The following is a 12,010-nucleotide window of genomic DNA, read 5'->3' on the forward strand; positions in this document are numbered from 1 at the left end:
TCCTCCAACCGCCCGCCAACCTGCGTGCCATACAAATCAACGCCCGCGCGCCCTATCGTGATTACGTCAATGTCTGTCATCGCTCTATCCAATCTGCACAGGGCGGCCGTTCGAGGTCGCCATTGCGTGAATGATGCGTTCTATTTCAAAGCCTTGGGCAAAGTTCGGGCCGACATGTGCGCCCCCGCCGATCGCGCGCAACAGATCGCGCGCCTCGACCACTTTTTGCTCGTTGAAGCCGAAATTATGCCCCGAAGCGGGACAAAACGCGGTGAAATCCGGTTGGTCAGGTCCAGTCAGGTGACGGATGAACCCCGCCTCGCCCGACCTATGGACCCAAAGTTCGTTCATGTTCTCTTGATCAAAGACAATCGTACCGTTGGTGCCGTGGATTTCCCACTGCAAACGGCATTTGCGCCCGCGCGCCACACGCGATGTGGCAAAGGATCCATGTGCACCAGAGGCAAAGCGCACCAATGCCATCGCGCTGTCTTCGTTTTCTACCGCTTTGACGCCCTCGGGCGATGCGCGCTCGGGGACCGCGATATGCGTCATCGCCGTTACGTCGGACACAGGCCCCATCAGAGCGGTCATCTGGCTAACAAGGTGACAGCCCAAATCACCAAGTGCGCCCAATCCACCACCCGCGTGGGTCATGCGCCACGACCACGGCAAATCCGGATCGGCGCTATAGTCCTCATCATACACGCCGCGAAACGCCTGTGGCGTGCCAATGTCGCCCGCCGTAATCATCGCACGGGCCGCTTGGAATGCGGGGCTACGCGTATAGTTATAGCCCAAAATTGTAACCTGATCGGGATGGCTCGCGGCCAGATCGGCCATGTGGCGCGCATCGTCAAGCGTCAGCGCCATCGGCTTTTCAAGCCAGACATGCTTGCCCGCATTCAACGCCGCCTCGGCCATGGGGCGGTGCATACCGTTGGGGGTGGTGATCGACACCACGTCCACGGCGTCATCACGCACGGCCGCCTGCCAATCGGTCATGGCACGGGCAAAGCCGAACTGGCCCGCATGTGCATCCGCCGCAGTTTGATCGATATCACACAGAATTTCCAATCGCGGGCGCGCGCCCCCGAATACGGTGGCCACATTGTTCCACGCCATTGCGTGGCATTTGCCCATGAACCCCGTGCCAATCAGGGCCACGCCTAAAGATGTCTTCGGTAAATGTGTCATTGCGTATTTCTTTGTATCTGGGACATCGGGAGACTTTCGCGGGCGATCCGAACCTGTTCGGGCCGCCCGCAAGGGGGAGATATCTAGATCGTGCCGCCAAGCGAGCCTTCGAGTTCTGCCAGCTCTTGACCACCGGCCATAAGGTCTTGGAGTTCGGATGCGGTGATCTCACCTTTTTGAGCGGTGCCAAGGGTTTGACCACGGTTGAGCACCGTAAATCGGTCGCCCACCGCCATGGCGTGGCGCACGTTGTGCGAGATAAACACAACACCGACACCCTGACTGCGCACACGGTCAATCGTCGACAACACGTTAGACGTCTGGCGCACGCCGAGCGCCGAGGTCGGCTCGTCAAGGATCAACACTTTCGCGCCGAAATAAACAGCGCGCGCAATCGCTACGGTCTGGCGTTCGCCACCCGATAACGTCCCGACCGCTTGGTCAGGAGCGCGCAAATTGATCCCCATTTTGCGCATCTCGTCCATGCAAATCTCGTTGGCCGCGTCGATGTCAAAGCGCTTCATCAGCCCCCTGCCCTTTGTCGGCTCGCGCCCCATGAAAAAGTTGCGCGTCACACTCATCAGCGGGATCATCGCGAGATCTTGGAACACCGTGGCAATGCCCGCCTCCATCGCATCACGTGGAGAGTTGAACGACAGCGGCTGTCCCTCGAAATTGATCGAGCCAGCGGTGGGTTTGTGCACGCCCGACATCGTTTTGATAAAGGTCGACTTGCCCGCACCGTTATCGCCAAGCAGGCAGTGACACTCACCAGGGGTGACATCGAACGTCACACCGTTGAGGGCAATCACATTGCCAAAGTGCTTTTTGATGCCGTCCATGTGGATGATTGGATGGGTCATATTAGCGCTCCCCCGTTACACGTTTGCGGATCACGTTGTTGAACACTACAGCGAGCAACAACATGCCGCCGAGAAACACCTGGAACCAGTCCTGATCGAAATTTGTGTAGGTCAGACCGATGGTGACCATGCCAAAGATGATCGCACCAAAGAACGCGCCAATCGCCGAGCCGTAGCCCCCCGTGAGCAAGCACCCGCCAATAACGGCGGCAATGATGGCTTCGAATTCCTTCATAAACCCACGCCGCGCATCGGTCGATCCGGCGTCAATTACCGTGATGATCGCGACCAAAGCCGCGGCCATAGCCGTGACCATAAAGAGGGAAATTTTGACTTTCTTGGTCGGCACGCCCGAATTGGACGCCGCATTGGAATCGCCGCCCGTGGCAAACACCCAGTTTCCGATAGGTGTGCGCAACAAGACATAGGTGGCGATGAGCGCCAGCGCGATGAACCACAAGATCTCGACGGGAATTCCCGGAACTTTCGGCGCACCGTTTTTGAACGTCTCGACCATGCCGATATCAGCCAACCATGCAAACAGGCCTTCGAATGCATCACCCGAGAACAGGTTCAGCAATGGATCGCCCTCGACCGCATCGCGCACACCGCGCAACTGGGTTGAGCCGCCAGAGAAGAGTTTCAAACCGACAAGGGAAATCCCGCGCAAGATGAACAGACCCGCAAGTGTCACGATAAAAGACGGCAGGCCCGTGCGAATAACAATCGTTCCGTTGATCGCGCCAATTGCAGCAGACAACGCAAGAGTAAGAGGGATAGCAAGGAGCAAAGGTAGGCCAAGGTTGACCGTCAACACGCCGAAAATCATCCCCGCAAAGGCAATCATGGAGCCGATGGACAGATCAAACTCGCCACCGATCATCAACATCGCCGCCGCAATCCCGAGAATACCAAGCTGCGCCGCGGGCGTCATAAAGTTCATGATCCCCGACAGGGTGAACATCGCGCGATCTGCGGTGATAAGAAAGAAAACGGTCACGAGGATCACGCCACCAATGGCGCCAAGTTCGGGTCGTTTCATAAGTTTGGTGGCAAATGACTCGGTTTTGATCCGTTCGTCACTCGCAACTGATGTGTCGCTCGCCATAAAATGCTCCTCCCAAATTAGATGTCAGGCCACACGGATGTGCGGCCTGACGGGTTCGTTTAGCGAATGCCTTGCGCGGACAGGTCAATCACCAGACCTGCGGCATCTTGGGTCACGAGGTTCGGACCGGATGGCACGTTGCCACCGGGCATCAGGCCGTATTCCGCATTGAGCGCAAGGAACACGACAGGCAGGTAACCCTGAAGGAACTGCTGTTGATCAATTGCGAACGCCGCTTTGCCTTCGGACACCGCCTTGAGAAAGCCTGCGGAGAGATCGAAAGACGCGATCAGAACGTCCGTGCGGCCGAGCGCTTCGACGGCGGCAACGGCGGGTTCCCCCACCAAAGAGGCGCCAAGGCCCAGAACCGTATCAACATCGGGATCGCTATCGAGCGCTGCACGCACTTTGGATTCGACTTCTGCGGGATCGGCTTGGGTCGGGATCACCTTGACCTCCTGAGCGAACCCGTCCGCAAAGCCTTCGCAGCGCAGATCAAGCGCCACGTTGCCCACTTCTTGGTTCACACAGATGCCTTTTGTGCCGCCCATAGAGGCAAGTTTTTTGCCTGCGGCAACACCAGCGTCATACTCGGACTGACCCACGTGCAACAATGCGCCAAGCTCTTCGGCCACATCAGAGCCGGAGTTCATGGAGATTACGGGGATACCGGCGGCAACAGCGCGCTGGATCGATGGGCCAAGCGCATCGGCGTCAGGGATGGAGACCACAATGCCATCAGGCTCTTGGTTCACAGCTGCGTCGATGAGCTGGCTCATAGCAACCATGTCAAAGGTTTCGGGCGAACGGAATTCAACGTTTGCGCCTGTATCTTCGCCCGCTTTTTGAACGCCGTTTTTGACAACGGACCAGAACGGGTCATTGGCCTGACCGTGTGCAACGACGATGATGTCCGCAGCAAACGCAGGGGCCGCAACAGCAACGGCAGCAGCGGTTGCAACGGATGCGAGTAGTTTGTTCATTGGTATTCCTCCCTAGGAATTTATGGCGGCTAAAATCGGCCACCTTTCGATATCAGATGCCGCACGGCACCCGATGCATGTGCGCGGCTCCACCTCCTATGGGGCCGCGCGAACTCTTGACTTAGAGGCTGACGTCGACCGCCTGCCCCGTCTGGAAACTGTGTGTGGCGGCTTCGGCCATCGCCAAGGCGGCGATACCATCCTCAAGCGTAACGGGCATCGGCGTGCCATCGAGTGCGGCCGACACAAAAGCCTCCCACTCAGCGGCATAGGCCGGCATGTAACGCTCAAGGAAAAAGTAGGTCGGCTTGGCCGACACAACGCCCGCAGTGGTGGATTTCACGACTGTGTTTTCCAACATATTTTGCGCCTGAAGCAGCCCCTCGGAGCCGAGCAACTCAATACGTTGGTCATAGCCATACACCGCACGGCGGCTGTTTTTGATCACGGCAATACGCCCGTCTGCGTAGGTCATGGTCACCACAGCAGTATCGACATCGCCCGCCGCGCCAATCTCGGGATCGACAATGGATGAGCCAACGGCGCGCACTGTGACAGGGCTATCCCCCATCAAAAAGTTGGCCATGTCGAAATCGTGGATCATCATGTCGCGAAACAATCCGCCCGACACTTTGATGTAGGACACAGGCGGCGGTGCGGGATCAAAGGACGTCAGCGACAAAAGTTCGGCCTTGCCCACTTCGCCCGCAGCCAATGCACCGCGCAATGTCGCAAAACTTGGATCAAACCGGCGGTTAAAGCCGATCATGACAGGCTTGCCCGAGGACGCCGTCGCATCAAGACACGCCTTGGCCCGCTCCAATGACAAATCAACAGGCTTTTCACACAAGACCGCCTTGCCCGCCGCGGTTGCGGCCTCAATCAGACCTGAATGGGTGTCCGTAGACGTGGCAATCAAAACCGCATCAATACTTGGATCGTTCAAAATGTCCTCGGTACTGCGCACCTCACATCCGTGTGTGGCACCAAGTGACTGGGCCGATGCCTCAAACACATCAGACACAGCAACAAGCGTCGAGCGCGCGTTGCCCGCAATATTCACGGCATGGACCTGACCGATGCGTCCAGCCCCCAACAAACCAACCTTAAGCATGACAATCTCCCTTTGTCGCGACTCTCCTCGCCGCGTTCTTGTGGAGAGTCATATTCATTTTGCACGCGCGTGCAAGACTTTTGTGCACGCGCGTGCAAAAATCACACGCGCGCACCGAACGGCCCCGCCCAAGACCCGTAAAAAGGCTATGAATCCCAAGAGTTTCCGCCTAAAAAGAAATCTGCCACACGTAGGAGCGCACCGTTTGAAATCGTCCGACCTTCCCTTGAACATCACGGCAGATGACGTTGCTACGGCCGCAGGCGTGTCGCGCTGGACGGTGAATCGCGCGTTCAAAAAGGATGCGTCGATCTCGTCCAAATCACGCGAAAAAGTCATGGCCGCCGCCGAAGCGCTTGGATATGTGCCCGATCTACGGGCCGTGGCACTGGCCTCCGACCGCTCCAACCTTGTGGCGCTTTTGATCGACGACTTTGCCAATCCGCACAAACTGGTGATGCTCGAACGCCTCACGCGCGCTTTGCGCAGTCGTGGTTGGGATACGATGCTGGTCAACACCCTGAACCGTGACGATGCGGCCCCTGCTCTGCTCAACGCCAGTCGGCGGCGCGTGGACGCAACAATTTTGATCGGCATCCAATTTGATGACGAGGTGTTAGACGCCGCCTACAAAGCGCGGCATTTTAAGAAACTCATCATCTTTGCGCGCTCGTCCGAAAATGAGGACACGATATCGATTTCCGTTGATGACCGCGCCGCGACCATTGAAATCGCCGAATATGTGCGTGATCGCGGATATCGCAAGCCATTCTACCTTGCCGGTCCACGCACCGACTCGGCCCACTTGTCGCGCAAAGAAACCTTTGTCGATTTCTGGATGCAGACCTTTGGTGAAACCTGCGACAGCGTGCCCGTGCCCGCTTATGATCCCATACTCGCCGCCGATGTTGTTGCTAAAACCTTTGGTGGAAAAACGCGCGCCGAATTGCCTGATATCATCGTATGTGAAAACGATGCTCTTGCGCTTGGTACTATCGACGCGATCCGCCACCGTTTGGGTTTAAAAGTACCCGACGATATTGCCGTGATCGGCTTTGACGATGTGCCGCAGGGCGAAAGCCCCAATTACCGTCTAACGACATACCGCCAACCGCTTATGGATATGGCCAACTACCTCGTCGACGTGTTGGAAAGCTCACAGACCACGCAGCTCGACAAAACATTTATCGGGCGCATGGTCGTTCGCGAAAGCGCGTAGCGCGGGGTTTGAAAGCACGATGAAACAGAAAGATCGTGAACTACGCGTCGATTTCGTCGGTGGCGCGGTGGCGCACAGGCTCCGCTTTGGCGGCGGGCGCGGACAGGCACTGGCAAAAGCGATGGGGCTGCGCAATGGCAAAACCCCGATGATTGTGGACGCCACGGCGGGCCTTGGTCGGGATTCATTTTTGCTCGCATCGCTGGGCGCGCAGGTCACACTGATCGAACGGTCGCAAAAGATGCACGCGCTCTTGGCCAAAGGCATGGCTGACGCCGCTCAAGAAGGAGGCGAATTGCGCGACATCATCGAGCGCATGACACTGATACAGGGGGACGCAAAAGATGTGCTGCCCCAACTCGACGCCCAAGCAATCTTGATCGACCCGATGCACCCCCCCCGCAAATCCACCGCGTTGGTGAAATTAGAGTTACGCCAAGTCCGCGATATTGTTGGAACCGATGACGATGCTGCCGATTTGATGCGTGTAGCACTCGAAACCGCGCGCTCCCGAGTCGTCCTGAAATGGCCCGCAAAAGCCGATCCAATGATAGGCATCAAACCCTGCTCACATCAAATATTAGGAAAAACAACGCGTTACGATGTCTGGATGATCGATTGAACGTAAAGATCCAGGCCTAAAACGGGCCAAGCCCTCATCCGCATCCACGCACTCATTGCGAGTTGTTGCGAGGCCTCGGGTCCGTTAGTCTGCCCTCGAATGATATCCAAGGTTACCCTTTATGTCGAATTACATTAAATACCTTTCGGCCTTAAGCCGAAAAACAAAAGTTGTTTTGATGCTCGCGATGGATGCAACTTTGATTGCGCTGTCCTTTGTTTTCGCGATGCTGTTGCGATTGGAAAACTTAGCGTTTTTGAGCAAACCAGAGATTTGGCTGGCGATGGCGATCAGTGTGGCAACGGCATTGATCGCCTTTCGGTTTTTTGGACTTTATCGCGCGATGCTTCGCTACATCACTGGCAGAATTCTCATTGCCATCGGAAAAGGCGCGATTGTGTCCGCGATCGTGCTCTACAGTGCCGGCACCCTCATAGGTGCAAGCCTGCCAAGGTCAGTACCGATCATTTTTATTATGTTTGTCTTCCTTTCTGTGGGCGGGCTGCGCTTTATCACTCGAACTTTTTTCCGCAATCCGAACCAATCACGAAAGCGGCCCGTTATTATCTACGGGGCTGGAGATTCTGGTCTACAGCTTTTGAATTCACTGTTTCACGGTCGAGATTATGCGCCCGTCGCACTTGTTGATGACAATCCCGCGCTCCAGAATTTGGCGATTGGTGGATTGAGCGTCGATGCCCCCGATCAAATTCCCAAATTAATTCGCGAAACGGGTGCCTCGGTCATTTTATTGGCCATTCCGAGTTTAAGCCGCGCGCGCCGCCGCGACATCGTAAACTCGCTTAAAGACCTGCAAGTGGAGATCAAAACGATCCCGGGCATGTCCGAAATCATCAGTGGCGAAGCAAAAATTTCAGAGTTGCGCACGGTGTCAGCCGAAGACCTGCTTGGCCGCGACCCCGTGGCGCCTGACGTCGAATTGCTTGGCAAAAACATTACTGGACGCGTGGTCATGGTGTCCGGTGCGGGGGGATCGATCGGGAGTGAGCTTTGTCGCCAGATCCTGCGCCAAAACCCCACAAGGCTTGTGCTCTTCGAAGTGTCCGAATTTGCCCTATACACGATTGAGGCCGAACTGGCCGCAGCTGCTGCGCAACTGACATCCACGGTCGATATCGTACCCGTTTTAGGCTCGGTCCAGCACAGCCAACGCCTTGAGGCGGTCATCAAGGCGTTTAATGTTCAAACCATTTTTCATGCGGCCGCCTACAAACACGTTCCACTCGTCGAAGAAAACGTAGTCGAGGGCATTCGAAACAACGTCTTTGGCACACTGGCGATCACCCGCGCCGCCGCAAAGCTCGGTGTAGAAAATTTCATTTTAATTTCAACGGACAAAGCCGTACGGCCTACGAATATCATGGGGGCAAGCAAACGTGTCGCTGAATTGATATGCCAAGCACATGCACAAGAGAGTTCAGCCACCACATTTTCAATGGTGCGCTTTGGGAATGTGCTCGGCTCATCGGGATCAGTTATCCCGCTATTTCGCACTCAGATTGAAAACGGCGGTCCGATTACGATCACGCATCAAGATATCACACGCTATTTCATGACGATTCCCGAAGCATCACAACTGGTGATTCAAGCGGGCGCAATGGGCAAAGGCGGCGATGTTTTTGTCTTGGATATGGGGGAGCCGGTCAAAATCCTTGAGCTTGCCTTGAACATGGTGAAGCTGCATGGGCTGACGCCATACCTCGTGGAACACCCTGAACAGCTCATCCCTGATATGGGTGATATACCAATTTGCATCACGGGCTTGCGAAAGGGTGAGAAGCTCTACGAGGAGCTGCTTATCGGGAACAATCCCGCACCGACACAGCACCCACGCATCATGACAGCATCGGAGGCCTCCCTTGCGATGAGCGACCTCATGTCAATCCTGGATAGGCTAATGCGCGCTTGTGAGCGGTTCGACCTCCCTGAAATCGTCAAAATTCTAGACGAGCTACCACTCGATTACGCGCCGCTGACGAAAGATATTTTTGACCTTATCTGGGATGCGGAACGCGAAAAAGCAGGGCAAACGTCTACACCCCACACCGAGGACGCCCGCGCATGACCTCCCTCCAAGATGGGAAAAGAGGGATCGCCCGAACAGTATTCAGTCGCGCCCTTCACACCTTTTTCCTTATGACCCGTGGGCTGACCCTCGGCGTGCGCGCGATCGTTCAATCTGACGATGGCAAATTTTTGCTGGTGCGCCACACCTACACCCCCGGCTGGCACTTTCCGGGCGGTGGCGTCGAAAAAGGCGAGACAATTGAGCATGCTTTGACCAAAGAATTGCGTCAGGAATCCGGACTGGAACTGACGGGAAAGCCAAAGCTTCATGGTGTTTTCTTTAACAACGGGGTCAGCAAAAGAGACCATATTTTAGTGTACCTGTGTCAAGCGACCGGCTCTATCCCAACCAAACCGAGGAGCATGGAGATTGCCGAGGTTGGGTATTTTGGCCTTGATGATCTGCCCGACGGCGTGGAGGCAGGGACGCTGCGCCGCATGCAAGAACTCGTCGAGGGCGCCACGCAGAGTGCGACTTGGTAACACCGCGACCCCGCGGCTTTTTTCATTCTCAGGACGAAGGAACGCCGAAGCTATCATCCCATTCGTTAAGGTCGCAATCGAGAAAGACACCACACTTGCCATGGCATTGTCAGAAGGGATCTACCCAAGGCGGGTAGAACGACAATATCTCAAAGGGGGAAGTGGCGGAAGGGATGGGTCTGGTGGCGAACCCTCTCTACCTACTAAGTTATTGTAATCATTGATGCGAGGCTGGATTCTAGTGAACATCGAGTCAATCGGCTCTGGAAGCGAACCCGTTAAACAATGGAGCGCCCAGGTTGGCTGCGACTTCCTCCGGCGTGTCACCGCTCAGGCGTTTTGGGGCCCAAGTGTAATGTTACGCCAACGGGGTTCAAACGTCAGGCAGTCCCGTTATTATCGGCGGAAACGACGGATCAGACCGGGCGCTGCCGCATAACTCGCAAAGAACAGCACCCCAAAGATCACGACGGCCAGAAACGCATTCTGATTTTGGTTCCACAGCAGCACACCCGCAATCGGCGGTGCGATGACAAAGGGGGACAACACCAGTGTGGTGAGTGGGTTAGCAATATGGCGGCGGTTTCGGCCGAGGATGCAGATTTCCAGAGCGCGCATCACCATTTGGTGCACGTGCAACCGATCTGGTGCGGAGACGTCAGCATCCCTACGAGAGCGTCGATAGATCGCTAGCAATGTATCGGCCACGGGCCAATACATCGTTAGCAAAATGGCCCAAGGCGAGACATCGGGCGAATTGAGCAGAACAGAAATCCCAAACCAACTCAGCACAAATCCGATGATGTAGGCGCCGGCATCGCCGAGGAAGATCAGGCCAAAGGGATAGTTGAGGAGGAAAAATCCGAATATCCCAGCGGCAATCATCATCGCGAGATGGACCATCGTGGTGTAACCTGCCAGCTCCGCGATATGGCTCAGGGCAATAGCTGCAGCGATAGCCGTCATTGATGCGAGGCCGTTCACCCCATCTATCAGGTTGAAGCCGTTTGCGATACATGCCGTCACCAGAAGGGTAAGCGGAACGCCGATCGCCCAGTGCGCTACCAGCAAATCCAGTCCGGGAATACCAGTTCGCGGTAGCCAGACCCCCAAAAGCCAGATCGCCAACAAACTCGCGCCCATGGCAGCCAACATGCGCCTGCGTGGTGACATTTCGAACCCTAGGTCCTCGGCCAGACCCACGAGAAAGAGGAGCGACGTGGCAAAAACGAAATTGGCATAGGGTCCAGAGATTGAAACGGGAGCAAAGATCACGCTCAGCCCCAGTGCACAAAAGATCGCAATGCCCCCAACACGAGGAGTGAGCCGCGTGTGCATGGATTGAACCGCCCGCAAGTCCAAAGTGCGCCCGCTGAGCCGCGGGAACCGAAAGCGTAAAAGCACAATCAATACGCAAAGGCCAAACGCAAGCGCAGCCAAAACGAACTCGTGCCACTCGAAATACAACGTGGCTTCGTGAACCAAGGGCGGCTCCAATTCAAACATTTTTATGTTATTAAAAAATTTAAATAACACAAGTATCTAAATGACACAACTAGAGCATGGGCACAACATCGCAAACACCGAAAAGTAGCAAGGTGCTTCTCCCCCCACGTTACGTTTTTGCAACACATCAAAGTGCCACCTACCGTTGGCGCCTTGTCATAGAATCCAGCGGTTGAATAGGCGACGTAAAGCGTAGTCACGGATCAATGAGACGGCTGCGAAGATCAGCCCAAGGCCGAAGTTCTCAGCCACGCCGACGCACAACCCAAAGGCCGGAAACACAGCGAGCTGCGTAGCAACTGCCAACGCGTAGTCCACACCTTGCAGCAAAACTCCACCTGTGGTATCAAATCACAGAAGAGATCGACGTTTTAGGCATTTGGTTCGCGCTTGACGAAACACAACGATCCCCGGAAAAGAGGGCAGCATGTTTACCCAGAACCAACTCCTCGCGTTGACTTTTTTTGGCCTCCTTGTCGCCTCTGGGGCCTGGATTATCTTCAGTGTTGCACGGGCTGGCGCGGCACGGGGAAAGCAGCCAGAACCAACCAATCGACCGGGCGGCAAAGGGACAGGACCTACAACCAAACTCAGAAACTGCCTGAACGGCGTAACGCCCGACGTCGAGATCTCGAAGAATTCGGGCCTGTTCATATGGGAGTCGATTGCCGTTAACGTCATCATTTCCCGTGAAACAGGGGCGCGCATCTGGAAACTCGGAACGATCTGCCACAACGCACGGGACTGGACCTGTTCGATTGATTTCGCGACCGACCTGGAGGCTTGGGACTACTTCCTTGGGCGTGTCGAGAAATTCGGGATCGATG

At 55.8% G+C, this 12,010-nt stretch carries 12 protein-coding genes; 5 read left to right on the plus strand and 7 right to left on the minus strand.

The annotated features are described in order from the left end of the window. Positions 1-84 precede the first annotated feature (84 nt). The 5 genes from ACTG34_RS12270 to iolG all read right to left on the minus strand — a co-directional run bounded on the left by ACTG34_RS12270 (position 85) and on the right by iolG (position 5,265). A complete protein-coding gene (locus ACTG34_RS12270) occupies positions 85-1,197 on the minus strand; it encodes a Gfo/Idh/MocA family protein (RefSeq protein WP_439105174.1) in 1,113 nt (370 codons plus the stop codon). An 83-nt stretch (positions 1,198-1,280) separates the two neighbouring features. Further along, positions 1,281-2,060 carry an ATP-binding cassette domain-containing protein gene (locus ACTG34_RS12275; protein WP_439105175.1) on the minus strand — a complete coding sequence of 260 codons (780 nt, stop codon included), beginning with the start codon at positions 2,058-2,060 and terminating at the stop codon, positions 1,281-1,283. Between the two features lies 1 nt (position 2,061). Next, entirely contained in the window at positions 2,062-3,168 is a 1,107-nt protein-coding gene (locus ACTG34_RS12280) for an ABC transporter permease (protein ID WP_439105176.1), read from the minus strand. Positions 3,169-3,227: 59 nt separating this feature from the next. Further along, positions 3,228-4,151: a sugar ABC transporter substrate-binding protein gene (locus tag ACTG34_RS12285; RefSeq protein WP_439105177.1), complete on the minus strand. Its 924-nt coding sequence runs from the start codon at positions 4,149-4,151 to the stop codon at positions 3,228-3,230. Positions 4,152-4,272: 121 nt separating this feature from the next. After that, positions 4,273-5,265, minus strand: coding sequence for an inositol 2-dehydrogenase (gene iolG / locus ACTG34_RS12290; protein WP_439105178.1), 993 nt, complete (start codon positions 5,263-5,265; stop codon positions 4,273-4,275). Positions 5,266-5,470: 205 nt separating this feature from the next. Here iolG and ACTG34_RS12295 point away from each other — a divergent pair, with 205 nt between their 5' ends. The 4 genes from ACTG34_RS12295 to ACTG34_RS12310 all read left to right on the plus strand — a co-directional run bounded on the left by ACTG34_RS12295 (position 5,471) and on the right by ACTG34_RS12310 (position 9,677). Then, entirely contained in the window at positions 5,471-6,484 is a 1,014-nt protein-coding gene (locus ACTG34_RS12295; protein WP_439105179.1) for a LacI family DNA-binding transcriptional regulator, read from the plus strand. A 19-nt stretch (positions 6,485-6,503) separates the two neighbouring features. After that, positions 6,504-7,106, plus strand: a complete 603-nt coding sequence (locus ACTG34_RS12300; RefSeq protein WP_342842628.1) for a class I SAM-dependent methyltransferase — start codon at positions 6,504-6,506, stop codon at positions 7,104-7,106. Positions 7,107-7,227: 121 nt separating this feature from the next. Further along, complete coding sequence (locus ACTG34_RS12305; RefSeq protein ID WP_439105181.1) at positions 7,228-9,192, plus strand: polysaccharide biosynthesis protein; 1,965 nt, start codon at positions 7,228-7,230, stop codon at positions 9,190-9,192. Next, positions 9,189-9,677, plus strand: coding sequence for an NUDIX domain-containing protein (locus tag ACTG34_RS12310; RefSeq protein WP_439105182.1), 489 nt, complete (start codon positions 9,189-9,191; stop codon positions 9,675-9,677). Before ACTG34_RS12305 ends, ACTG34_RS12310 begins: the two co-directional genes overlap by 4 nt. A 396-nt stretch (positions 9,678-10,073) precedes the next feature. Here ACTG34_RS12310 and ACTG34_RS12315 read toward each other — a convergent pair whose 3' ends face one another. Both ACTG34_RS12315 and ACTG34_RS12320 read right to left on the minus strand, forming a co-directional pair. Next, a complete protein-coding gene (locus tag ACTG34_RS12315) occupies positions 10,074-11,183 on the minus strand; it encodes an MraY family glycosyltransferase (protein ID WP_062214589.1) in 1,110 nt (369 codons plus the stop codon). Between the two features lie 156 nt (positions 11,184-11,339). Continuing rightward, positions 11,340-11,501 (minus strand): DUF7220 family protein, encoded by a 162-nt coding sequence (locus ACTG34_RS12320; protein ID WP_439105184.1) that lies wholly within the window; start codon positions 11,499-11,501, stop codon positions 11,340-11,342. A 109-nt stretch (positions 11,502-11,610) separates the two neighbouring features. Between ACTG34_RS12320 and ACTG34_RS12325 the strand changes: the two genes are divergently transcribed. Next, a partial coding sequence (locus ACTG34_RS12325) for a hypothetical protein (RefSeq protein WP_439105183.1) occupies positions 11,611-12,010 on the plus strand: 400 nt, incomplete at its 3' end.

It is taken from the genome of Celeribacter marinus (assembly GCF_965656515.1).
In the GTDB taxonomy this organism is placed as follows: Bacteria; Pseudomonadota; Alphaproteobacteria; order Rhodobacterales; family Rhodobacteraceae; genus Celeribacter; species Celeribacter marinus_D.